The sequence below is a fragment of the Sulfitobacter sp. 1A13421 genome (genome assembly GCF_043557285.1).
Lineage (GTDB): Bacteria > Pseudomonadota > Alphaproteobacteria > Rhodobacterales > Rhodobacteraceae > Sulfitobacter > Sulfitobacter faviae.
The window spans coordinates 1-21821 of the sequence record NZ_JBIFFQ010000003.1 but is presented as its reverse complement, the minus strand read 5'-3'; the positions used below and the strand labels follow the sequence as shown (position 1 = coordinate 21821).

Below are 21821 nucleotides of genomic sequence, written 5' to 3'. Positions count from 1 at the left end.
CAATAAGGGCGGCCCTTTCTGTTTCGTCCTTGGCGACAGGCTTAGCTGATCGCCGCGGCTTTCACGTCGTCGTCGATATGGGGCAGGTACTGCTCGAAGTTGTCCGAGAACATCTTGACCAGTTTTGCCGCCTGACGGTCATATGCGTCGGGGTCGTCCCAAGTGCGGCGCGGATCGAGCAGGATGTCGGCGACGCCGTTCACCTCGACAGGGACATCGAAGCCGAAATTCGGGTCTTTACGGAACTCGGCATCCGCCAGACGGCCTTCGAGCGCGGCGCTAAGCAGGGCGCGGGTCGCCTTGATCGGCATCCGCGAACCGGTGCCGTAAGCGCCGCCGGTCCAGCCGGTGTTCACCAGCCAGCAGGTGGCGCCGTGTTGGGCGATCTTTTCGCGCAGCAGGTTGCCGTAAACCTCGGGCCGGCGCGGCATGAAGGGGGCGCCGAAACAGGTAGAGAATGTGGGCTCCGGCTCGGTCACGCCACGCTCGGTGCCCGCCACCTTGGAGGTGAAGCCCGACAGGAAGTGATACATCGCCTGCGCCGGGCTCAGCCGTGCGATCGGGGGCAGCACGCCGAAGGCATCACAGGTCAGCATGATGATGTTTTTCGGGTGGCCGCCGACGGCCTTCTCACTTGCGTTCGAGATGTAGTGCAGCGGGTAGGCGGCACGCATGTTGGCGGTGAGCGAGCCGTCGTCGAAGTCGAGTTCAAAAGTATCGGGATCGAAGACCATATTCTCGATCACCGTGCCGAATTTGGAGGTCGTCGCGTAGATCTCCGGCTCCGCTTCGGGGTTGAGGTTGATGGTCTTGGCATAGCAGCCGCCTTCGAAGTTGAAGGTGCCATTGTCGGACCAACCGTGCTCGTCATCGCCGATCAGCGTGCGCTCGGGATCGGCGGAGAGGGTGGTCTTACCGGTGCCCGAGAGGCCGAAGAAAACCGCGGTATCGACCGGGTTGCCGTTGGCGTGGTTGGCCGAGCAGTGCATCGGCATGATGCCTTTTTCGGGAAGCAGGTAGTTCAGCAGGGTGAAGACAGATTTCTTGTTCTCGCCCGCGTATTCGGTGCCGCCGATGAGGATCATCTTACGGTCGAAGTTCATCGCGATCACGGTCTCGCTGCGGCAGTCATGCTTGGCCGGATCGGCTTGGAAGCTGGGGCAGTTGATCACGGTGAAATCGGCGATAAAGTCCTTCAACGCTTCGGCATCGGGGCGGCGCAGCATGGTGCGGATGAAGAGCCCGTGCCATGCCAGTTCGGTCACCATGCGCACGTTGATCGCATGTTTGGGGTCCGCCCCGCCGACGAGGTCTTGGACGAAGTAGTCCTTGCCCTGCATATGTGTGAGCATGTCTTCGTAAAGCGCGTCGAAGCCCTCGGGCGACATCTCGGCGTTGTTTTCCCACCAGATGCTGTCGGCCACGCTGTCGGTCTTGACCACATGTTTGTCCTTGGGCGAGCGGCCCGTGAACTTGCCGGTGGTCACGAGGAAGGCCCCGCCTTTGCCAAGGCTGCCTTCGCCCCGTTTCAATGCCGCCTCGACCAGCGCAGGCTCGGTCAGGTTGTAATAGACATCGCCAAGCCCGCTGATCTTTTGATCCTCAAGGCTGAACTGCGGGTTTACCCGTCCAAATGTCATATGATGTCTCCTGTGGTAGCGCGTGAGCAGCGCAGAACGTGTCCGAGCGGGCGCAATTGCCCTGGGCGTCGGGGGCCTTGAGAGCCTCTTAACACGGGCGTTTTCGGGTTGAACAGGCAGCTTTGTCACAGTTAGCGCCATCATCTAAAACTTTGTTTCCGAGCGCTTAGAACCCGGCCCAATGCGGCGCGCGGGGCACCGGCGCCCTCCGGGACCGGGCCGGTCAAAGTGCGGCAATTTAGCCATTCCTAACCAAATTATGACGGAATTGGTGCATCTCAGAGGCACGATTCGCACTTAAGGATTGATTCGATCTGTAATATTGGAGATCACTGACTCCAAAAATAAGAACGAATTGAGCAGCATAAGGAAGCAGGCAATGTCAAAGATCGCATTGGTAGACGATGACAGGAACATCCTGACATCCGTTTCGATGACTCTTGAAGCTGAAGGTTTCGAAGTGGAAACCTATAACGATGGCCAAGCGGCGCTGGACGCCTTCAACAAGAAACTGCCCGATATGGCGGTGCTGGACATCAAGATGCCCCGTATGGATGGCATGGATCTGCTCCAACGTCTGCGCCAGAAAACCGCGATGCCGGTGATTTTCTTGACCTCCAAAGATGATGAGATCGACGAGGTGCTGGGTCTGCGCATGGGCGCTGACGATTACGTCAAAAAGCCCTTTAGCCAGCGCCTGTTGGTCGAGCGTATCCGCGCCCTTCTGCGCCGCCAAGACGCGGTCGAGACCAATGAGGTCGGCGATACCGAAGAGACCAAGGTGATGGAACGCGGCGATCTGCGGATGGACCCGCTGCGCCACGCGGTAAGCTGGAAGGGTAAGGATGTGTCGCTGACCGTGACCGAATTCCTGCTGTTGCAAGCCCTCGCGCAGCGCCCCGGTTTCGTGAAATCGCGCGACCAGCTGATGGATGTGGCCTATGATGATCAGGTCTATGTAGATGACCGCACCATCGACAGCCACATCAAGCGGCTGCGCAAGAAGATGCGCAGCGCAGATGATGAATTCTCGGCGATCGAGACGCTTTACGGCATCGGCTATAGATATAACGAAGAGTAAACCCGTCGGTTAACGCGGGTCGAAAGGAAGCTTGTGCGGGACATGGCTGCTGGCAGGGACGGTGATGTTGTATTGGGGGACGATTGGGTCACCCCCGACAGTGCCGCGCCGGATGAAATTCGGGTCAAGCGCGAACGGCGGGGGCTGTTCTCGCTCCGCTCCTCGCCGCTGACGCGCAAGATCATTACCTTCAACCTGATCGCGCTGAGCGTTTTGGTGGCGGGGATCCTCTACCTCAATTCCTCGCGCGACAGTCTGGCGCTGCAACGCGCCGCGGCGCTGGTCTCTGAGACCGAGCTGATCGCTGATGTGATCGAAGCGCAACTACCTGCGGGCGCGCCGGTGAACCTGACCACCGGCGATGGCGTCGATGTGGCTGCCACGCTCGACGGGCTGGACCTGCGCGGCGGCATCGAAGTCTTTGTCTATGATCCGGCGGAAACCTTGGTCGCCCGCACCGCAGGCAGCCTCACCGTGGCCGAGGCCCTCGCCGCGTCCGAGGCGGGTGAGCGGACCTTGCTGAACGACGGGTTGAACTGGCTTTGGGACCGGGTTTCGGCCCCCTTCAGCACCGATGAAGTCACTGCCACCCCGCCGCTCGAAGAGCAATTGCGCGGCATGGTTGGCACCAGCGTGACCAGCGGCACCCGGCTGGAAGGCACGCTCGCCATCGAAGGCGGCACGCTTTTCAGCGTGGTGACCCCCATCATGCAGGGCGAGACCCCCGTCGGCGTGGTCGCCGTGGCCAGTGCGGCGGGAGAGATCGACCGCCTTGTGCGCAGCGAACGCGAGCGCGTCTTGCAGATCTTCGTCATCGCGACCCTCGTCTCCATCGGCCTCAGCCTCGTTCTGGCCTCGACCATCGCCAATCCGCTGGCCGACCTCTCTGCCGCCGCCGAATTGGGCCGTGACAAGGACGCGCGCAAGATGAACCCCGGCCGCATCCGCATCCCCGATCTGACCGCGCGGCCCGATGAGATTGGCCGCCTCTCGGGCGCCCTGCGCGGCATGGTCTCGGCGCTTTACAACCGGATCGACGGCAACGAACAATTCGCCGCCGATGTTGCGCATGAGATCAAGAACCCGCTCGCCTCTCTCCGCTCTGCCGTGGGCACGCTGCGGATGGTTAAGCGCGACGACCAGCGCGAGAAACTGCTGGATGTGATCGAACATGACGTGCGCCGCCTCGACCGTTTGGTGAGCGACATTTCCAATGCCTCGCGGCTCGATTCCGAACTGGTCAAGGAAGAGGAAGAGCCCTTCGACCTGCTGCAAATGCTGGGCAATCTGGGCCAGTACCTCGGCGAAGACGCGAAATCCAAAGGCATCGATTTCATCACTGATCTCCCCGCTGCGCCGATCACCGTGCATGGGCTGGAAGCCCGTTTGGCGCAGGTCTTTGTGAACCTGATCACCAACGCGATTTCCTTTTGCGAAGACGGCGACGCGATCCGGGTCTGGGCCCGCAAACGTGCCAATCGCGTGTTGATCGTGGTCGAGGACACCGGCCCCGGCATCCCCGAACAGGCGCTCGGCAAAATCTTCAAACGTTTTTACTCGCAACGCCCCGAAGAGCATTTCGGCAACAACTCCGGCCTCGGCCTCGCAATCTCCAAGCAGATCGTCGAAGCCCATGGCGGCGTGATCTGGGCCGAGAACATCCGCCCGACCGAAGCCGACATTACCTCCGAACCCTTGGGCGCGCGTTTTGTCGTGGGGCTGCCCACCTAAATCCCGGGCGCGGGGCCTGATATGACTATCGAGCGCGAAAACCTCCACGCCAGCTGCGTGGCGATCAATGGGCGCGGGGTGCTGATCCTTGGCCCGTCCGGTGCGGGCAAATCGGCGCTCGCCCTGCAACTGATCGCCCTTGGCGCCAAGCTGGTGGCCGATGATCGTACCGATATCATGCGCGAGGGGGGTCAGGTGATCGCCAGCGTCCCCGAGCCGATCCGTGGCCTGATCGAGGCACGCTATGTGGGCATTCTGCGGGCGAAAGATCACGGCCCTGTGCCGCTGGCCCTCGTCGTCGATCTGGCCCGTACCGAAGACCGGCGCCTTCCCGAAGGGCACAGCCATATGCTACGGGGTGTCACGTTGCCCTGTTTTCACAAATGCGATAGCGCTCATTTTGCGGCAGCAATTCATCTGTATATGTCAGGTGTGGAAAAACCGAATTGATCAGTCAGACCTCATCAACAGACCCCGCCCCCCGGCGGTTGGTTCTTGTCACCGGCCCTTCGGGCGCCGGGCGGTCCTCTGCGCTCAACGTGCTTGAAGATGCGGGGTTCGAGGCGATCGACAATCTGCCGCTGCGGCTGCTGCCCGCGCTGCTTGACCGCCCCGGCGATGCGCAATCGGTGGCTCTGGGGATCGACGCCCGCAACCGGGACTTTTCCACCGAAGGCGTGCTTGAGCTGATGGGCCGCCTGACGGCTGAACCGGGATGGCGCGCGGAACTGCTCTATCTCGACTGCGCGCCCGATGTGCTGCTGCAACGCTTTTCCGAAACCCGCCGCCGCCATCCGCTGGCCCCGGCTGACCGCCCAGTCGACGGGATCGCACGCGAGCAGGAACTGCTCCACCCGATCCGCGCCCGTGCCGACGTGCTGATCGATACGACAACGCTGAACGTTCACGAGCTGCGCGCCGAGGTCGAGCAATGGTTCGCCCCCGGCGGGCAACGCCAACTCACGGTCTCGGTACAAAGCTTTTCCTACAAGCGGGGCCTCCCGCGTGGCGTGGATGTGGTGCACGACTGCCGCTTTCTGAACAATCCCTATTGGGTGGCCGAATTGCGCAGCAGCGACGGGCGCGACCCTTCCGTCGCGGCCCATGTGGCGGGGGACAAACGCTACGCGGATTTCGCCGACAAGGTGCTCGACCTCAGCCTCCTGCTCCTGCCCGCCTACCGCGAAGAGGGCAAATCCCATATCTCCATCGCCTTTGGCTGCACGGGCGGGCAACATCGCTCTGTCGCCATGGCCGAAGATCACGCTTTGCGCCTTGCAGAGCAGGGCTGGCAGGTGTCAATTAGGCACCGAGAGCTGGACCGTCAGCATCGTGAAGGAAGCAAGCCGTGATCGGGATCGTCATCGTCGCACATGGGGGGCTGGCGCAAGAATATCTTGCCGCCATCGAACATGTCGTTGGATCCCAATTCGGCGTGCGCGCCATCGCCATCGAAGCCGACCATGACCGCGCCGACAAAGAACGCGAGATTTGCGGCGCCGCCGATGCGGTGGACCAAGGCGCCGGTGTGGTGGTTGTCACCGATCTTTTCGGCGGCTCCCCCTCGAACCTCAGCCTCTTGGCCTGCCGCCCGGAAAACCGCCGGATCATCTACGGCGCGAACCTGCCCATGCTGATCAAACTCGCCAAATCGCGGCATATGGATGTGCCCGATGCCGTGCGTGCCGCGCTCGAAGCTGGTAAGAAGTATATCGACAGCCAGAATGTCAGCGCAGGTTAGAAGGCCCCAAGACGTCATGCCCGAATTTTCTTTAAAGATCGTTAACGAAAAAGGCCTGCACGCGCGCGCCTCCGCCAAATTGGTCGAGGTGGTCGAGGCGTTTGATGCCCGCGCCGAAGTCAGTAAGGATGGCATGTCGGCCTCGGGCGACAGTATCATGGGGCTGTTGATGCTCGGCGCGTCGCGCGGCACCACCATCGATGTCCAAACCTCCGGCCCCGATGCCGAGGCCTTGGCCGAAGCTTTGACCGCCCTCGTGGCGGATAAGTTCGGCGAAGGGTTTTAGGCCCGCCAAGCGGGAAAAAGGATCCGCCGACCCCATGGAAGACGTGCAAAACATCGCGGCCGAGCCGGCCCAGACAGGCGACGGCACGGTGACCTTCACCAAATACGACCGCCGCAGCCTGTCCTATGCCTCGACCTTCGATGACCCATGGAAGGCGCGGGTGATCTCCGCGATGGAGCTTTTCACCGGCAAGCTTAAAATCCTGCGTCTGATCCGTAAGTTCGAACAACGCGGCACCCCCTCAGGCCAGGCCTTCTGGCGCGCGGCGCTCGACACGATGGGCATCGACCTCACCACGCCCCAAGAGCAGCTGGACCGCATCCCGAAAGAAGGGCCCGTCGTGGTCGTGGCAAACCACCCCCACGGCATGGTCGACGGTATGATCTTCGCCGATCTCATCGGCCGCGTACGCCCCGATTACCGTATCCTTACCCGGTCATTGCTCACCTCCATCGACGAGGTGGCGGGCAGCTACATGATCCCGGTGCCCTTCCCACATGACCCGGATGCGCAGCGCAAAGGCGTGGAAATGCGCGCCAAGGCCATGGCCCATCTCAAGGAAGGCGGCGTCGTGGCGCTCTTCCCCTCCGGCGTCGTTGCTGCTTCGGAAAGCTGGTGGGGCCCGGCGGTCGAAGCGGAATGGAACGTCTTCACCGCCAAGATGATCCGCCGCTCCGGTGCGCAGGTGGTGCCGATGCGCTTCCCGGGCCAGAACAGCCGCGCCTATCAGATCGCCAACAGGCTCAGCCCGATGCTGCGCCAAGGGCTTTTGCTGCATGAAATCGCTCACGCCTGCGGCAAACCCCAAGGTCCCATCGTCGGCCATCCACTCGCCCGCGAAGAGATCGACCGCTGGGCCGACGACCCGCGCGGCTTCATGGCCTGGCTGCGCGCCCATACTCTGGCGCTCACCAACTAAACTTCATCCTTTTAAAAATACCCTCGGGGGAATCGCGCCTCGGGCGCGATGGGGGCAGAGCCCCCAACACCCTCGCAACTCAGCGCGTCGGAACGGGCTTTTCGCCCCGGTAATCATAGAACCCGCGCTGCGTCTTGCGGCCCAACCAACCGGCTTCGACATATTTGGTCAGCAGCGGGCAGGGGCGATATTTCGTATCCGCCAACCCGTCATGCAGAACGTTCATAATGGCAAGGCAGGTGTCCAGACCGATGAAATCCGCAAGCTCCAATGGCCCCATCGGATGGTTTGCCCCCAGCTTCATCGAACTGTCGATCGACTCGACGTTGCCGACCCCTTCATAGAGCGTATAGACCGCCTCGTTGATCATCGGCATCAGGATGCGGTTCACGATAAAGGCTGGGAAATCCTCGGCCGAGGCGGCGGTCTTGCCCAAACGGTCCACCACGGCTTTGCAAGCGTCATAGGTCTCGCTGTCCGTGGCGATGCCGCGGATCAATTCGACCAGTTGCATCACCGGCACGGGGTTCATGAAGTGAAAGCCCATGAATTTCTCGGGCCGGTCGGTGCGGCTGGCAAGGCGGGTGATCGAGATCGAGGAAGTGTTCGAGGTCAGGATCGTCGTCGGTTTCAAATGCGGGATCAGGTCTTCAAAGATCGCCTGTTTCACCGTTTCGCGCTCGGTCGCGGCTTCGATCACCAGATCGCTTTGGCCCAGATCGCTTAGCGTCTGCGTCGTGGTGATCCGCGCCATGGCGGCGTCCCGGTCGGCGGCGGTGATCTTCTCGCGGCTGACTTGGCGGTCCATATTGCCGGTCACGGTTTTCATCGCTTTGGCCAGCGCATCGGCGCTGACATCGTTCAGCAGCACGTCGTAGCCTGCCAGCGCCATGACATGGGCGATCCCATTGCCCATTTGCCCCGCTCCCACGATACCGATTGTCTGGATGTCCATGGCCTGTCCTTTGCTTGAGTTCGGCGCACAATAGGGCGCGTAGCGGGGGTGCCGCAAGGGCAGCTGTTTACGAAATCTCACGACAAATTCGCCCGTTAACAGAATCGCAGCCCCTGCTGTGCAATCTGGCTTTGGGTGAACAAAAAGGTGGGTTCGATGACCTATGATGCAGTGGGGCCAGCGCCTCTGGACTATTTGCCATGCCGCCATGGCACGTCAAAGCTGATGTTTCGCGGCCCGCGCCGCAGGTTGGAGGCGCCCTATATCGCCTTTCTTGGCGGGACGGAGACCTATGGCAAATTCATTGAAGAGCCGTTTCCCGCACGGGTCGAGGCCGAGATCGGCAAGACCTGCGTGAACTTCGGCTTTCCCAACGCGGGGATCGACGCTTTTGCCCATGACCCTTTCGTCGCGCAGGCCGCCTCGCAGGCAGATGTGACGGTGGTTCAGGTCATGGGGGCGCAGAATATGACTAACCGTTTCTATTCCGTGCACCGGCGTCGGAACGACCGTTTCGTCGGGGCCTCCGCGCTGTTGCAGACGATCTACCGCGAGGTCGATTTCTCGCAGTTCCACTTCAACCGGCACATGCTGACCCATCTCATGCAGGTCTCGCCCGAACGGTTCGAAGCGGTGCGCGCGGAGCTTCAGCAGGCGTGGATGGCGCGCATGCGTTTGATGTTGGGGCAGATACAGGGGCGCACGCTGCTGCTTTGGCTGGCTGACCGCCCGCCGGTCGCAACAGCAGCGCAGCCGCTGGGAGAGTTGGGCCATGATCCGCTTTTCGTGACACGCGAAATGTTGGACGCAGTGGCCCAACATGCCACGGCGAAGATCGAGGTCGTTACCCCCAAAGACCCCTCCGCGGGGCCAACCGCTGGCATGGTGGTCAGCGAATTCGAGGTGCAGGCCGCGTCGGAAATGCTGGGCCCGATGGCCCATGCCTCTGCCGCCGCCGCTTTGACCGATGCGCTGCAAAGCATGTCGTGACGCTCCCGGTAGGGACATGCACGAAAAAGGCCCGCCGAGAACGGCGGGCCTTTGGTGTCTCATATGAGAAGCCTTACAGCTTTTCGATCAGTTCCGGCACCGCGTCGAAGAGGTCTGCCACAAGGCCATAGTCGGCAACTTGGAAGATCGGCGATTCTTCGTCTTTGTTGATCGCGACGATGATCTTGGAGTCTTTCATCCCGGCAAGGTGCTGGATCGCACCCGAGATGCCAACCGCGACATAGAGGTCGGGGGCGACCACTTTGCCGGTCTGGCCCACCTGCCAGTCGTTCGGGGCATAGCCCGAATCGACCGCCGCGCGGGAGGCGCCAACGGCGGCGCCCAGTTTGTCGGCGAGCTTCTCGATCAGGGCGAAGTCCTCTTCGGAGCCGACACCGCGACCACCGGAAACCACTACGCCCGCGCTTGTCAGCTCGGGGCGGTCCGATTCGGCGACCTTGTCTTCGACCCATGTGGACAGGCCGGGGTTCTCGGCTGCCGAAATTGTCTCGACCGAGGCGGACCCGCCGTCACCGGCGGCATCGAAGGTCGATGTGCGGAAGGTGATGACTTTCTTGGCGTCGTTGGACTTCACGGTCTGCACCGCGTTGCCCGCGTAGATCGGGCGCTCGAAGGTGTCGGCATCGACAACGCCGGAAGCGTCCGAGATCACCATGACGTCGAGCAGGGCCGCGACGCGGGGCATGATGTTCTTGGCATCCGTGGTGGCGGGCGCGACGATGTGGTCGTAGTCACCGGCAAGGCTGACGATCAGCGCCGCGGTGGCTTCGGCCAGACGGTGGCCCAGCATCTCGTCCTCGGCGACCAGCACCTTGGAGACGCCATCGATCTTGGCCGCCGCTTCGCCTGCCGCCGCAGCAGAGCTGCCCGCCGCCAGAATGGTCACGTCGCCCAGTTGCTTGGCCGCGGTCACCGCCTTGGCGGTTGCGTCCATCGACAGTTCGCCGTCGGAAATCTCTGCAATCAGAAGAACAGCCATTACACAGCCCCCGCTTCTTTGAGTTTCGCCACAAGCTCGTCAACCGAACCGACCTTGATGCCAGCGGCACGCTCGGCGGGTTCTACGGTTTTGACGATTTCCAAGCGGTTGGAGACGTCGACGCCGTAGTCCTCGGCGGTCTTCTCATCCAGCGGCTTTTTCTTGGCTTTCATGATGTTGGGCAGCGAGGCATAGCGCGGCTCGTTGAGGCGTAGGTCCACGGTGACCACGGTCGGCATGGTGACTTCGATGGTCTGCAAACCGCCATCGACTTCGCGGGTGACTTTCGCCTTGTCGCCTTCGATGGCGATGTCGGAAGCAAAGGTGGCTTGCGACCAGCCCATCAGTGCCGAGAGCATTTGCCCGGTGGCGTTCATGTCGTTGTCGATCGCCTGCTTGCCGCAGAGCACGAGGCTCGGCTGCTCTTCGTCGACCACGGCTTTGAGGATCTTGGCCACGGCCAGCGGTTCAATGTCCTTGTGCACATCGTCCGAGGCCACCACGAGGATCGCGCGGTCGGCACCCATGGCGAGGGCGGTGCGCAGCGTTTCCTGCGCTTGCTTCACACCGATGGAGACGGCGACGACCTCTTCAGCCTGACCGGCTTCCTTCAGACGAATCGCCTGTTCGACGGCGATTTCGTCGAAGGGGTTCATCGACATTTTCACATTGGCAAGATCAACACCCGATCCGTCCGCTTTCACACGAACTTTCACGTTATAGTCGATCACGCGTTTGACAGGCACCAGTACCTTCATGAGCGGTCTCTCTCCTCAGTTTGCGACGCGGGCTGGTGGCCCGGTCTCCCTAATTCTCCAGACGGGTGTAACGAAGCGGATCGGATCAAAACAGGCCAAAATCGGCAGGTTGGCAGTTTTGAACGCGGCGTTTTCCCGGTTTTTCGTCTGTTAGCGCTATTTTACGCCCGGTTCGCCCCCGGCACCCAAAGCACGTCTTCCTTGCCCGCGTTATTGGCCATCCGTGCGGCGACGAAGAACCAATCGCTGAGCCGGTTCAGATAGGTCACGCAGGCGGGGTTCACCGCCGTTTGCTCAGCCAGCAGCACCGCCAGCCGCTCGGCGCGGCGCGCCACGGTGCGGCAGACATGCAAATGCGCCGCCAGCGCGCGCCCGCCGGGCAGGATGAAGCTGCGCAGCGGCTCCAACTCGGAATTCATCACGTCGATCTCACGCTCCAGCCGGTCGACCTGTTCTTGGGTGACCCGCAGGGGCGGGTATTCCGCATCCTTATCGGCTTCCATATCGGGGCGGCAGAGGTCGGCGCCCAGATCGAAAAGGTCGTTCTGAATGCGCGCCAGCGCTTCATCCGTGGCGCCCTTAGCCTCAAGCCGGGCCACCCCCACGAAGCAGTTCAACTCATCCGAAGTGCCATAGGCCTCGACCCGCGCGTCATGTTTGGCGACACGGTCGCCATTGCCAAGGGCGGTGGTGCCCTTGTCCCCGGTGCGGGTGTAAATCTTGTTCAGTACAACCATCAGATCGTGCCCCCTCGGAAATAGACATAGGCAAGGATCAGCAGCACGGCGATGAACTGCGCGATGATCCGCCAGCGCATCAGCTTATTGGCGTTGCGTTTGTTGAATTTGCCCCCGGTGGCAAAGCCGCCCAGCCCCATCAGGAGCACAACGGCGACCGCCACGACAGAGATCAGGACGATCACGAAAAACGGATCATTTGGCATGGGCTGTCCTTTCGTTGGCCTGAGATGTAGCGGCACCGTGCAGCCGCGCAACCAAAATCAGCGGCTGGTGACCCAGTCCAGCGCGCGCGTCGGCAGGATACGCCGTAAAACACCGCCGATATGCGTTGGGGTTGTGACGAAATAGCGCGGGCGGGGCCGGGGGGATTCGACGGCATGGGCCAGCTTCTCGACCACCGCCTCGGGCGGGAGTTCGAAGCGGTCCTTCTTGCCGCTGTCGTCATAAAGCCGGGGGCGCATGGTGCTTTCATACTCCGCCGCGCGGGGGCTGCTTTGCCAGTCGATCCAGCGCTCGAAACGCGGAATGGCCTTGGTCCGCAGTTTCGAGGTGACGGGGCCGGGTTCGATCAGGATCACCGCAACCCCGGTGCCGCGCATCTCAAGCCGTAGGGTATCGGTCAGCCCTTCAAGGGCGAATTTCGTGGAATTATACGCCCCGCGCCACGGCATCGCCACCATGCCAAGCACCGAGGAACATTGCACGATCCGCCCATGCCCCTGCTTGCGCATCACCGGGATCACCGCGCGGGTCAGGCTGTGCCAGCCAAAGAAATTCGCCTCGAATATCTCGCGCAGGGCATCGGTGGGGAGGTCTTCGACCAACCCGGGCGTGGCGTGGGCACCGTTGTTGAACAGCGCGTCCAGCGTGCCGCCGGTTTGGTCCAACACATGGGCGAGCGCCGCTTGGATGCTGGCCTCATCGGTGTAATCGAGGCGGGGCGCGTCGAAGCCTTCGGCTTGCAGCCGGTCGCAATCCGCTTGTTGGCGGCAGGCAGCGAAAACGCGCCAGCCACGGGCGCGCATACCCTGCGCGGCGGCATAGCCGATGCCGCTGGAACAGCCGGTAATGAGGATGGAGCGGGTCGCAGACATGCAAAGGGCCCTTCGTTTGAAAGGCCCTTCATCGCGCGATGCTATGGGATTGGCAAGTTAGCCGTTGCTGAGCAGGAAGTCGGCCATCCAGCCGGATTCGCTGCCGTCGACGCTGCGGAAACGCACCCAGCCTGCGCCATTGTCTTCGATCACTTCGACTGCGTCGCCTTTGCCGAGCTTGCCGACCACGCCGAAGTTGGTGCCCGGACCGCCGCGGACATTAACGCGGGTGCCGTTGACTTCGCGGATGTCGGCCTGGGTCGTGCTGACAAAGGTCGCGCCGTTGTCAGCGCCTTCGATCAGGCTCGGGATGACAGCGGGCGCATTGGCGCTTGTCGTCGTGTAAGCGGCCTTTTCCACTTTGGGGGTGCTGACGGCCTTGGCCTTCACCACTTTCGCCCCGGCGCGGTCCGCAGGGGTGGCCACGGCCTTTTGCACCATTCCGTCATTGGCCTGCGGCAGGTCGCTCAGCGTCGTGAGGTTCAGCGCCACGCGGGTCGCTGTGGCATCACGCGCAGGGGTCCGTTCGGCGAAGGGGGTGATCGGGCTTTCCGCCTTGCGGGCCGCGTTTGCGGCGATGGCGGTAACAAGGTTGGAAGAGGGGTTTGCGCTGGCGATCAGGGCCGCCTCAGCCGCTTCGGCACTGGCCGTTTGCGGGCCTGCGGGCACGAAGTCGGCCCCGCCGCTCATCTCGTAGAATGCCCAGCCCATGAAACCAAATGTCAAAAAGATGAACCGTTTCATTTTGCTGTTCCTCGTCCCGTGTCAAACCATGTTGCTGTTGAGAGACCAACGCGAAACTTCGCGAATGGTTCATTTCCCATTGGCAAGAATTCGCATAGCCGAAAAGTATTGCTTTTTTCTCACTTGAAACCGTGCCAGCGGCCCTTTTGCCGAGTCGGTTGCGGGTAATCTGTCGCTTGCCCGCTCTGGCGTGCTTGGCTAAAAGACCCGTCATGTCAGACATAAGCACACCCCCAGAACTCGACCCGAATGACCTGTCCGAGCCGCTGCGCCGCGCCTTGGGGGATCGTTACCTGACCTATGCGCTGAGCACGATCATGCACCGGGCGCTGCCCGATGCGCGCGACGGGCTGAAGCCGGTGCACCGCCGCATCCTCTACGCGATGCGCGAGTTGCGGCTGTCGTCCACCGGGGGCTTCCGCAAATCGGCCAAGATCTCGGGCGACGTGATGGGTAACTACCACCCGCACGGCGATGCCGCGATCTACGACGCGATGGCGCGTCTGGCGCAGGATTTCAACGTGCGCTACCCGCTGGTCGACGGGCAGGGCAACTTCGGCAACATCGATGGCGACAACCCGGCGGCCTCGCGCTACACCGAGGCGCGGATGACCGCCGTGGCCGAGGCCATGCTCGAAGGGCTGAACGAGAACGCCGTCGACTTCCGCGAGAATTACGATGGCACGCTGACCGAGCCTGCGGTGCTGCCCGCGCAGTTCCCGAACCTTCTGGCCAACGGGTCCTCGGGCATCGCCGTGGGCATGGCCACGAACATCCCGCCGCATAACATCGCCGAGCTTTGCGATGCCTGTATTCACCTGATCAAGACCCCGGACGCGCGTGACGACACACTTTTGAATTATGTCCCCGGCCCGGATTTCCCAACCGGTGGCATCATTGTCGAGCCGCCCGAGAACATCGCCAATGCCTATCGCACAGGCCGTGGCTCCTTCCGGCTGCGCTGTCGTTGGGAGGTCGAGGATCTGGGCCGTGGCGCGTGGCAGATTGTCGTCACCGAGATTCCCTATCAGGTCCAGAAGTCCAAGCTGATCGAGAAGATCGCCGAACTGATCCAGACCAAGAAGATCCCGATTCTCGCCGACATCCGCGACGAATCCGCCGAAGACATCCGCATGATCATTGAGCCGCGCTCGAAGAACGTCGACCCGAACGTGTTGATGGGCATGCTGTTCCGCAACTCGGACCTCGAGGTGCGCTTCTCGCTCAACATGAACGTGCTGATCGACGGCCAGACGCCCAAGGTCTGCTCGCTCAAGGAAGTGCTGCGCGCCTTCCTCGACCACCGACGCGAGGTGCTGCAACGCCGTTCTCGGCACCGGATGGACAAGATCGACCACCGGCTCGAAGTGTTGCAGGGCCTGATCACGGCCTTTTTGAACCTCGACCGGGTGATCGAGATCATCCGCTATGACGATGATCCCAAAGCCGCGTTGATGTACGAAGACTGGAGTCGTGCACATCAGGACACGCTGAGCCGCGCCATGGATGAGGGGGCTTACGTCTCGCCGTTGGCGGGCGTCGACGTGTCGAAACTTGCGGTGATTGCGGATGCCGAAGCGCAGGCGACAGGCGTTCTGGCCGAAAGCGGCGACACCCGCGCGATCCCGCACAGCTATGCGGGCCGTGAGAACGGTCTATCGGATGTGCAGGCCGAGGCGATTCTCAACATGCGGCTGCGGTCCTTGCGGCGTCTGGAAGAAGACGCGCTGGTGGCCGAGCGTGACGCGCTGATGACCGAACGCGCGGGCCTCGAAGATCTGCTGGACAGCGAAGACATGCAATGGTCGACCATCGCCGATCAGCTTCGCGCGACGAAAAAGCAGTTCGGCAAAGACTGGGTGATCGACGGCGTGAAACGCGGCCAACGCCTGACCGAATTCGACACCGCCGGAGAGGTCGAGGACGTGCCGATCGAGGCGATGATCGACCGCGAGCCGATCACTGTGGTCTGCAGCCAGATGGGCTGGATTCGCGCCATGACCGGCCATATCGACCTGAAGCGCGAGTTGAAGTTCAAGGACGGCGACGGCCCGCGCTTCATCTTCCATGCCGAGACGACAGATCGTCTGCTGGTCTTTGGCTCCAACGGGCGGTTCTACACCGTCTCTGCCGCCAACCTGCCCGGCGGGCGCGGCATGGGCGAGCCCTTGCGTCTGATGGTCGACCTGCCCAACGAGGTGCAGATCGTGTCGCTGTTCATCCATCGGCCCGGCCGCAAGCTTCTGGTTGCCTCCACGGCGGGGGACGGCTTCGTGGTCTCCGAGGACGAGGTCGTGGCCCAGACCCGCAGCGGCAAACAGGTGCTGAACGTGCGTGGCGAGGGGGTCTCTGCGCTGGTCTGCCGTCCCGTGACTGGCGACAGCGTCGCCACCGTGGGCGAGAACCGCAAGGTGCTGGTCTTCGGCTTGGATGAGCTGCCCGAGATGGGTCGGGGCAAGGGCGTGCGCCTGCAGAAGTTCAAGGACGGCGGCCTGTCGGACGCCATCACCTTCGAGCGCGCCGCAGGCCTCAGCTGGCAGGACCCGGCGGGCCGCACCCGGACCGAGTCCGATCTGGCCGAATGGACCGGCAAACGCGCAAGCTCAGGCCGTATGGCTCCCCGCGGCTTCCCGCGCGACAACAAGTTCACGTGAAACACCCGCGCCCTTAGGGCACGGTCAGTCCAGCGGTTCGGCCGTCATCCAGACGCCGCCCTCGGGGCGTAGGGTCAGGATCATCACCGGCTCGGGGTCTTTGCCCGGCACGGGGGTGAACTTGAACCGCCCCAGCAGCGTGGCAAGGATGATCACCGCCTCCTGCAGGGCAAAGCTCGCCCCGATGCAGATGCGGGGACCGTCCCCAAAGGGCAGATAGGCGTAGCGGTCGATCGCCTTGCGATCGGCAAAGCGTTCGGGGCGAAAGGCATTCGGGTCGTCCCAAAGCAATTCGTTCCGGCCAAGCGCGTAGATCGGGATCATCACCGTGTCGCCGGGGCGTATTTCGCGGTCGCAAAGCGTGTCGTGCTTCTGCGCCGTACGCGAAATGATCCCGGCAGCGGGGTAAAGGCGCAGCGCCTCGTGGATGATCATCCGCACCAAGGGCAATTGGTCCACATCTTCGCCGGTGCAGGGGCGGCCTTGCAGCACATTGCGCACCTCGGCCCGGGCGCGCGCCTGCATTTCTTGGTCGAACCCCATCAGGTACATCGACCAGGCCAGCGTCAGCGCCGTGGTTTCATGGCCGGCGACGATGAAGGTCAGCAGGTTGTCGCGCAGCTCACCGGTGTTCATCTGGCGCTTGGTCTTGGGGTCTTCGCCTTCCAAAAGCAGGTCTAGCAGGTCGGGCGTGCCGTCATGGCCGCGCGCGACCCGCGCCTCGATCGCCTGATCGGCCATGGCCTTCATCTGCTTCAGCGCTTGGCCCGACATCATCCGCCCCGGGCGCGGCAGCCAGTCGGGCAGGCCGAGGATGTCGAACAGGCTGATCTTGCCGGCCTCGGCGATATAGTCGTCGATGGCGCCATGCACCTTGTCGCGGTCGAAGGTGCCGTCGCCGGAAAAGGTCACGTCGCCGATCACCTCGAAAGTCGTGGTCACCATCTCGTCGAGCATGTTGACCGCGCGCGGCCCGGCGGCGGCGATGCGCTCGCCCGAACGTGCGGCGGCGGCGCTCATGACAGGGGCGAGGTTGCGCACGTTGCGCTGCGAAAAGACGGGGGCGGCGGCGCGGCGCTGCCAGCGCCAATGCGCGCCCTCGGCGATGAAGAGCGACTCACCGATGGCCGGGCGGAGCAGGTTCTTGGTGACGTCGGACTTGGGGTAATCCTCCAACCGATCAAGCAGGATCTGCCGGATCGCGCCGGGGTCCATCACCATATGCCAGCGCTTGCCGGTCTTGCCCGAGACCATGGGCTGCGTCGTGGCGATCTTGGGAATGATGCTGAGCACGTTGCGACGCGCCATCTGAAGGCTGCCGAGCATGCCGACAGGCTCGGTAACGAGCGGCACGCGAACGGGCAGGGGGCGGGCTTGGGTCATCTTGCTGTCCTCACTCTCAGTCCAAGATAGACCGGCCCGGGGGCTGCGCAACTGCGGCAAATGATTGCGCCCCTTGGGCCCATCGGCTACCCCTTTTCGAAACCTTAACACCCCTGAGGGATCGCCCATGCTGAGAGTTCTTGCCCTGTTGACCTTCGTCGCGACGCTTGCCGCCTGCAACGGGGCATCCGACCTCGACAAGGCGCCGACCCCGCTGGGGGATTTCAACCTGCACCACAATATCGTGGTGGCGCCTAAGGCGCAGAAGGGGCCGCTCAGCCGCGAGGTGAGCAAGGAAGAACTGGCCGAGGCCGTGCGCGCCGCCACCGCCGAACGCTTTGATCGCTACGAGGGCGAGCGGCTTTATCACTTCGGCATCAGCGTCGAGGGCTACGTGCTGGCCCAGCCGGGCATCCCGCTGGTCTTTGCGCCCAAATCGATCCTGATCCTCAACCTGACGGTCTGGGACGACGCCAAGAACAAGAAGCTGAACCCCGAGCCGCATCAGATCACTGTCTTCGAATCCCTCGATCAAGGGCCGGTGGTGGGCTCGGGCTATACCAAATCCGCCGAAGAGCAGTTGAAGAACCTGAGCCAGAACGCCGCCAAGGCGATTGAGACCTATCTGGTCAAGCAAAACCGCGAAGAAGGTTGGTTCAACGGCGGCACAGCGCTGTCCCCCGCCGGGGAGCCGGAGGACAAATAGCCCATAGCCGGGGCGCGCCCGACCGATGCGGCAGGCCCACGGTGGGCTTTAAGTGGCGCCAAGACGCAACTCCCGCTTGATTTTACCGCTCGAACCCAATACATCGCCCGCCAGATAGGGTTCGGGTCCCCGTTGGGGCCCCTCAATTAAAAGGGCGCCACCATGGCAAAGGCAAAGTTTGAACGCACCAAACCGCACGTCAACATCGGCACGATCGGCCACGTTGACCACGGCAAGACCACGCTGACCGCGGCGATCACCAAGTACTTCGGTGACTTCCAGGCGTATGACCAGATCGACGGCGCGCCCGAAGAGAAGGCCCGCGGCATCACCATCTCGACCGCGCACGTCGAGTATGAGACCGAGAACCGTCACTACGCCCACGTCGACTGCCCCGGCCACGCTGACTATGTGAAGAACATGATCACCGGTGCGGCGCAGATGGACGGCGCGATCCTGGTTGTGAACGCGGCCGACGGCCCGATGCCCCAGACCCGCGAGCACATCCTGCTCGGCCGTCAGGTTGGCATCCCCGCTATGGTCGTCTTCATGAACAAGGTTGACCAGGTCGACGACGAAGAGCTGCTCGAGCTGGTCGAGATGGAAATCCGCGAACTGCTGTCCTCCTACGACTACCCCGGCGACGACATCCCTGTTGTTGCAGGTTCCGCTCTGGCGGCGATGGAAGGCAACAAGCCCGAGATCGGCGAAGAGTCCATCAAGAAGCTGATGGCCGAAGTTGACGCCTACATCCCGACACCTGAGCGTGCCGTGGACCAGCCCTTCCTGATGCCGGTCGAAGACGTCTTTTCGATCTCCGGCCGTGGTACCGTTGTGACTGGCCGTGTCGAGCGTGGCGTGATCAACGTTGGCGACGAAATCGAAATCGTCGGCATCCGCGACACCAAGAAAACCACCTGCACCGGCGTGGAAATGTTCCGCAAGCTGCTGGACCGTGGTGAAGCTGGCGACAACATCGGCGCCCTGCTGCGCGGCGTTGAGCGTGACGGCGTTGAGCGTGGTCAGGTTCTGTGCAAGCCCGGCTCCGTGACACCGCACACCAAGTTCGAAGCCGAAGCCTACATCCTCACCAAAGAGGAAGGTGGCCGTCACACGCCGTTCTTCGCGAACTACCGTCCGCAGTTCTACTTCCGTACAACTGACGTGACCGGCACCGTTCAGCTGGCAGAAGGCACCGAGATGGTCATGCCCGGCGACAACGTGTCCTTCGGCGTTGAGCTGATCGCACCGATCGCCATGGAAAACGGCCTGCGCTTCGCGATCCGCGAAGGTGGCCGGACTGTTGGTGCGGGCGTCGTTTCCAAAATCACTGAGTGATTTTGAAACGGACCCGGTGGGCGGCAGTCGCTCCGCAGGAGCGATGAGAGCCCACCCCCTGGCCTGACCGGGGACCACGGTTCAGATATTCGGAAGGCCGCAGCGTTTGCTGCGGCCTTTTGCTTTGGCAGGGTGTGCGACCCCGTTGAAACAAAAAAACCGGCCCCCATAAGAGCCGGCTCTGATCATTCTAATTCAACTGCAATCAAGCGGCGTCAGCGTTCACGCCACCTTTGGTCGCGATCTCTGTCATGCGGCGGTCGCCATCATAGGTGTGATCAAGCTGCTCTTGCAGTTGTGCACCATCTTCATTCTCGCCCAGCCGATTGGCAAAAGCGACCACGCAGCCGTAGCCCGCAAGAGCATAGTGCACCATCCGCTGATACTGCGTGATGATCATCGCATCGCGGGCATCGCTGTCGCCAAAGTCTTCTTCCAGCACATGTTTATGCGCCTCTTTCACGAGGCCTTCCATCCCGTGACAGTGCTCGCCTTCCGGGTCGAGGTCATGTTTGGCGCAGATGGACTTCAGCACATCCATGCCCTTGGCGATTCCATTGCTGCCGTCGATCAGCGCTTCGCTCAACTCCTTGTCCTTGGCTGCGCGGCCCAGAGCGTTGGTCGCTTCGAGCGATTGCTTGCAGGCAGAATAGAGGTCTTGCAGTTGGTCGGTGTAGACGTCTTTGAGATTGTTCATAGTCATCGGTCGTCCTCCAATTTCGGGCTTGGTTCGACGGGAAAACGTAAGCTGAGCGCTCAATGTTCCCCAAAGAAGAGAATATCGGCGGAAAGGTCAGATCTGCTCTTGATCCGCCGCCCGTTTGCGACTACCCAAGCCACCGGCATAGGGGTTTAGCTCAGTTGGTAGAGCATCGGTCTCCAAAACCGAGGGTCGTGGGTTCGAGTCCCTCAGCCCCTGCCACATTTCCTTAAATTAACGACGAAGCCGCGCGACGTATCGTTCTTCGCGGAAACCTGCATCCGTGAGGGGCAGGGCCGTGCCTTTGAGTCAATGGCGGTCTGCGGCAATCTATTCTATATAAGTTTACCCACCCTAGGCCCGTCACCGCGCAAGTGTTCAGAGGGTCGCGCTGCCTCGGGGCGATTCACTCAGCATCCCCTCTATGGCGCTCCACTCGGAGATGATTCACGCGGTCATGGAGGGTTCTACCAGTGTCATGCTGCCATCGCGGCGACGCGCAGGGCCAGTTCCTATGGAAATTAGCACGCCATTTCAGCATCTTGCCGAAAAGTTCCCCGAAATCTCATCTTTTCTCAAATTTCTGCTTGCGGCTTTGTCCCACTAACCTTAGAACCCCCTCTACCGGCGGCGCTGAGACGCACCGCTGGGGCGCCAGACGGGGCGGGCGGCAGCGGAGACGCGGTGGTTCGGATCACGAGGCGGATAAGAATTCGAGGTATTGGAGGCGGGGCGCGCCAAGAAGTTAGGGCGCATCTCAGTTTCTTTTGTCTCAACGCTGTTTGAAAATTTGATATCTGAAGAGATATGTGGGCGGTTTGGTTCATTCGATGGATCAACGTCTGTATATCGCGCTCTTAGGCTTCGGTCGATGATAGAGTGTCAGCTTCACTGTTTGGACGGCTTTCGCTACTTTGTAGCTGAAGCACAACAAACAGAGAATGGTCTGCATCTTTCAGTAATGGATGCAGGTCGATGTGCAGAGGTTCGACGTCAAGGATAAGCTAGTAATAGCTTTTCAACTTGAGAGTTTGATCCTGGCTCAGAACGAACGCTGGCGGCAGGCCTAACACATGCAAGTCGAGCGAGACCTTCGGGTCTAGCGGCGGACGGGTTAGTAACGCGTGGGAACGTGCCCTTCTCTGCGGAATAGCCACTGGAAACGGTGAGTAATACCGCATACGCCCTTCGGGGGAAAGATTTATCGGAGAAGGATCGGCCCGCGTTAGATTAGATAGTTGGTGGGGTAACGGCCTACCAAGTCTACGATCTATAGCTGGTTTTAGAGGATGATCAGCAACACTGGGACTGAGACACGGCCCAGACTCCTACGGGAGGCAGCAGTGGGGAATCTTAGACAA

21 protein-coding genes, 1 tRNA gene and 1 rRNA gene are annotated in these 21821 nt (G+C 61.9%); 13 read left to right on the top strand and 10 right to left on the bottom strand.

Going from position 1 to position 21821, the window contains the following annotated elements:
- Positions 1–41: 41 nt before the first annotated feature.
- The gene (locus ACGYLI_RS06775) at positions 42–1640 is read right to left on the bottom strand and encodes a phosphoenolpyruvate carboxykinase (protein ID WP_394418328.1); all 1599 of its coding nucleotides are present in this window, start codon (positions 1638–1640) and stop codon (positions 42–44) included.
- A gap of 379 nt (positions 1641–2019) precedes the next feature.
- Here ACGYLI_RS06775 and ACGYLI_RS06770 point away from each other — a divergent pair, with 379 nt between their 5' ends.
- From ACGYLI_RS06770 to ACGYLI_RS06740, 7 genes are read left to right on the top strand one after another with little or no spacing between them, the layout of a single operon-like run.
- On the top strand, positions 2020–2721 hold the full coding sequence (locus tag ACGYLI_RS06770) for a response regulator transcription factor (RefSeq protein WP_067260621.1): 702 nt from the start codon (positions 2020–2022) through the stop codon (positions 2719–2721).
- Between the two features lie 42 nt (positions 2722–2763).
- Positions 2764–4452: a sensor histidine kinase gene (locus tag ACGYLI_RS06765; RefSeq protein WP_322328913.1), complete on the top strand. Its 1689-nt coding sequence runs from the start codon at positions 2764–2766 to the stop codon at positions 4450–4452.
- Positions 4453–4473: 21 nt separating this feature from the next.
- Positions 4474–4902, top strand: a complete 429-nt coding sequence (locus tag ACGYLI_RS06760; RefSeq protein ID WP_394418326.1) for an HPr kinase/phosphorylase — start codon at positions 4474–4476, stop codon at positions 4900–4902.
- Positions 4899–5804: an RNase adapter RapZ gene (rapZ, locus tag ACGYLI_RS06755; RefSeq protein WP_394418324.1), complete on the top strand. Its 906-nt coding sequence runs from the start codon at positions 4899–4901 to the stop codon at positions 5802–5804. The genes ACGYLI_RS06760 and rapZ overlap by 4 nt, the downstream gene beginning before the upstream one ends.
- Positions 5801–6193, top strand: coding sequence for a PTS sugar transporter subunit IIA (locus ACGYLI_RS06750; protein ID WP_067260606.1), 393 nt, complete (start codon positions 5801–5803; stop codon positions 6191–6193). The genes rapZ and ACGYLI_RS06750 overlap by 4 nt, the downstream gene beginning before the upstream one ends.
- A gap of 16 nt (positions 6194–6209) precedes the next feature.
- Positions 6210–6479 (top strand): HPr family phosphocarrier protein, encoded by a 270-nt coding sequence (locus tag ACGYLI_RS06745; RefSeq protein ID WP_067260603.1) that lies wholly within the window; start codon positions 6210–6212, stop codon positions 6477–6479.
- Between the two features lie 34 nt (positions 6480–6513).
- Positions 6514–7398 (top strand): lysophospholipid acyltransferase family protein, encoded by an 885-nt coding sequence (locus ACGYLI_RS06740; protein WP_394418322.1) that lies wholly within the window; start codon positions 6514–6516, stop codon positions 7396–7398.
- A gap of 79 nt (positions 7399–7477) precedes the next feature.
- On the opposite strand, the gene ACGYLI_RS06735 is transcribed toward ACGYLI_RS06740, so the two are convergent.
- Positions 7478–8353, bottom strand: coding sequence for a 3-hydroxybutyryl-CoA dehydrogenase (locus ACGYLI_RS06735; RefSeq protein ID WP_168612495.1), 876 nt, complete (start codon positions 8351–8353; stop codon positions 7478–7480).
- A 156-nt stretch (positions 8354–8509) separates the two neighbouring features.
- Here ACGYLI_RS06735 and ACGYLI_RS06730 point away from each other — a divergent pair, with 156 nt between their 5' ends.
- On the top strand, positions 8510–9343 hold the full coding sequence (locus tag ACGYLI_RS06730; RefSeq protein ID WP_394418320.1) for a DUF6473 family protein: 834 nt from the start codon (positions 8510–8512) through the stop codon (positions 9341–9343).
- A 73-nt stretch (positions 9344–9416) separates the two neighbouring features.
- On the opposite strand, the gene ACGYLI_RS06725 is transcribed toward ACGYLI_RS06730, so the two are convergent.
- From ACGYLI_RS06725 to ACGYLI_RS06700, 6 genes are all read right to left on the bottom strand, one after another.
- The gene (locus ACGYLI_RS06725; RefSeq protein ID WP_067260593.1) at positions 9417–10343 is read right to left on the bottom strand and encodes an electron transfer flavoprotein subunit alpha/FixB family protein; all 927 of its coding nucleotides are present in this window, start codon (positions 10341–10343) and stop codon (positions 9417–9419) included.
- Entirely contained in the window at positions 10343–11101 is a 759-nt protein-coding gene (locus ACGYLI_RS06720; RefSeq protein WP_394418318.1) for an electron transfer flavoprotein subunit beta/FixA family protein, read from the bottom strand. The genes ACGYLI_RS06725 and ACGYLI_RS06720 overlap by 1 nt, the downstream gene beginning before the upstream one ends.
- Positions 11102–11262: 161 nt before the next feature.
- On the bottom strand, positions 11263–11838 hold the full coding sequence (locus ACGYLI_RS06715; RefSeq protein WP_067260588.1) for a cob(I)yrinic acid a,c-diamide adenosyltransferase: 576 nt from the start codon (positions 11836–11838) through the stop codon (positions 11263–11265).
- Positions 11838–12044 carry a twin transmembrane helix small protein gene (locus ACGYLI_RS06710; RefSeq protein ID WP_067260586.1) on the bottom strand — a complete coding sequence of 69 codons (207 nt, stop codon included), beginning with the start codon at positions 12042–12044 and terminating at the stop codon, positions 11838–11840. Before ACGYLI_RS06710 ends, ACGYLI_RS06715 begins: the two co-directional genes overlap by 1 nt.
- Before the next feature lie 57 nt (positions 12045–12101).
- Positions 12102–12935: an SDR family oxidoreductase gene (locus ACGYLI_RS06705; protein ID WP_394418316.1), complete on the bottom strand. Its 834-nt coding sequence runs from the start codon at positions 12933–12935 to the stop codon at positions 12102–12104.
- A 57-nt stretch (positions 12936–12992) separates the two neighbouring features.
- Positions 12993–13679, bottom strand: a complete 687-nt coding sequence (locus ACGYLI_RS06700) for an SH3 domain-containing protein (protein ID WP_394418314.1) — start codon at positions 13677–13679, stop codon at positions 12993–12995.
- 212 nt (positions 13680–13891) lie between these two features.
- Here ACGYLI_RS06700 and ACGYLI_RS06695 point away from each other — a divergent pair, with 212 nt between their 5' ends.
- Positions 13892–16333, top strand: coding sequence for a DNA topoisomerase IV subunit A (locus ACGYLI_RS06695; protein ID WP_394418312.1), 2442 nt, complete (start codon positions 13892–13894; stop codon positions 16331–16333).
- Positions 16334–16357: 24 nt separating this feature from the next.
- Here ACGYLI_RS06695 and ACGYLI_RS06690 read toward each other — a convergent pair whose 3' ends face one another.
- On the bottom strand, positions 16358–17716 hold the full coding sequence (locus tag ACGYLI_RS06690; RefSeq protein ID WP_394418310.1) for a cytochrome P450: 1359 nt from the start codon (positions 17714–17716) through the stop codon (positions 16358–16360).
- Between the two features lie 127 nt (positions 17717–17843).
- On the opposite strand from ACGYLI_RS06690, the gene ACGYLI_RS06685 reads away from it, so the two are divergent.
- On the top strand, positions 17844–18422 hold the full coding sequence (locus ACGYLI_RS06685; protein ID WP_067260571.1) for a hypothetical protein: 579 nt from the start codon (positions 17844–17846) through the stop codon (positions 18420–18422).
- A 162-nt stretch (positions 18423–18584) separates the two neighbouring features.
- Positions 18585–19760, top strand: a complete 1176-nt coding sequence (tuf, locus tag ACGYLI_RS06680) for an elongation factor Tu (protein ID WP_067260569.1) — start codon at positions 18585–18587, stop codon at positions 19758–19760.
- Between the two features lie 205 nt (positions 19761–19965).
- On the opposite strand, the gene ACGYLI_RS06675 is transcribed toward tuf, so the two are convergent.
- Positions 19966–20463 (bottom strand): DUF892 family protein, encoded by a 498-nt coding sequence (locus ACGYLI_RS06675; RefSeq protein ID WP_394418308.1) that lies wholly within the window; start codon positions 20461–20463, stop codon positions 19966–19968.
- Between the two features lie 143 nt (positions 20464–20606).
- Between ACGYLI_RS06675 and ACGYLI_RS06670 the strand changes: the two genes are divergently transcribed.
- Both ACGYLI_RS06670 and ACGYLI_RS06665 read left to right on the top strand, forming a co-directional pair.
- Positions 20607–20682 (top strand) — tRNA-Trp (locus tag ACGYLI_RS06670).
- A gap of 797 nt (positions 20683–21479) precedes the next feature.
- Positions 21480–21821, top strand: a 16S ribosomal RNA gene (locus tag ACGYLI_RS06665); the annotation flags it as partial.

What these genes read in the sequence shown, in the direction of transcription:
- ACGYLI_RS06705 (WP_394418316.1), bottom strand. Translation starts at nt 12,935, where the DNA reads ATGTCTGCGACCCGCTCCATCCTCATTACCGGCTGTTCCAGCGGCATC.
- ACGYLI_RS06745 (WP_067260603.1), top strand. Translation starts at nt 6,210, where the DNA reads ATGCCCGAATTTTCTTTAAAGATCGTTAACGAAAAAGGCCTGCACGCG.
- ACGYLI_RS06695 (WP_394418312.1), top strand. Translation starts at nt 13,892, where the DNA reads ATGTCAGACATAAGCACACCCCCAGAACTCGACCCGAATGACCTGTCC.
- tuf (WP_067260569.1), top strand. Translation starts at nt 18,585, where the DNA reads ATGGCAAAGGCAAAGTTTGAACGCACCAAACCGCACGTCAACATCGGC.
- ACGYLI_RS06710 (WP_067260586.1), bottom strand. Translation starts at nt 12,044, where the DNA reads ATGCCAAATGATCCGTTTTTCGTGATCGTCCTGATCTCTGTCGTGGCG.
- ACGYLI_RS06675 (WP_394418308.1), bottom strand. Translation starts at nt 20,463, where the DNA reads ATGACTATGAACAATCTCAAAGACGTCTACACCGACCAACTGCAAGAC.
- ACGYLI_RS06740 (WP_394418322.1), top strand. Translation starts at nt 6,514, where the DNA reads ATGGAAGACGTGCAAAACATCGCGGCCGAGCCGGCCCAGACAGGCGAC.
- ACGYLI_RS06690 (WP_394418310.1), bottom strand. Translation starts at nt 17,716, where the DNA reads ATGACCCAAGCCCGCCCCCTGCCCGTTCGCGTGCCGCTCGTTACCGAG.
- ACGYLI_RS06685 (WP_067260571.1), top strand. Translation starts at nt 17,844, where the DNA reads ATGCTGAGAGTTCTTGCCCTGTTGACCTTCGTCGCGACGCTTGCCGCC.
- ACGYLI_RS06715 (WP_067260588.1), bottom strand. Translation starts at nt 11,838, where the DNA reads ATGGTTGTACTGAACAAGATTTACACCCGCACCGGGGACAAGGGCACC.
- ACGYLI_RS06720 (WP_394418318.1), bottom strand. Translation starts at nt 11,101, where the DNA reads ATGAAGGTACTGGTGCCTGTCAAACGCGTGATCGACTATAACGTGAAA.
- ACGYLI_RS06775 (WP_394418328.1), bottom strand. Translation starts at nt 1,640, where the DNA reads ATGACATTTGGACGGGTAAACCCGCAGTTCAGCCTTGAGGATCAAAAG.
- ACGYLI_RS06765 (WP_322328913.1), top strand. Translation starts at nt 2,764, where the DNA reads ATGGCTGCTGGCAGGGACGGTGATGTTGTATTGGGGGACGATTGGGTC.
- ACGYLI_RS06760 (WP_394418326.1), top strand. Translation starts at nt 4,474, where the DNA reads ATGACTATCGAGCGCGAAAACCTCCACGCCAGCTGCGTGGCGATCAAT.
- ACGYLI_RS06770 (WP_067260621.1), top strand. Translation starts at nt 2,020, where the DNA reads ATGTCAAAGATCGCATTGGTAGACGATGACAGGAACATCCTGACATCC.
- ACGYLI_RS06735 (WP_168612495.1), bottom strand. Translation starts at nt 8,353, where the DNA reads ATGGACATCCAGACAATCGGTATCGTGGGAGCGGGGCAAATGGGCAAT.
- ACGYLI_RS06730 (WP_394418320.1), top strand. Translation starts at nt 8,510, where the DNA reads ATGACCTATGATGCAGTGGGGCCAGCGCCTCTGGACTATTTGCCATGC.
- ACGYLI_RS06700 (WP_394418314.1), bottom strand. Translation starts at nt 13,679, where the DNA reads ATGAAACGGTTCATCTTTTTGACATTTGGTTTCATGGGCTGGGCATTC.
- ACGYLI_RS06725 (WP_067260593.1), bottom strand. Translation starts at nt 10,343, where the DNA reads ATGGCTGTTCTTCTGATTGCAGAGATTTCCGACGGCGAACTGTCGATG.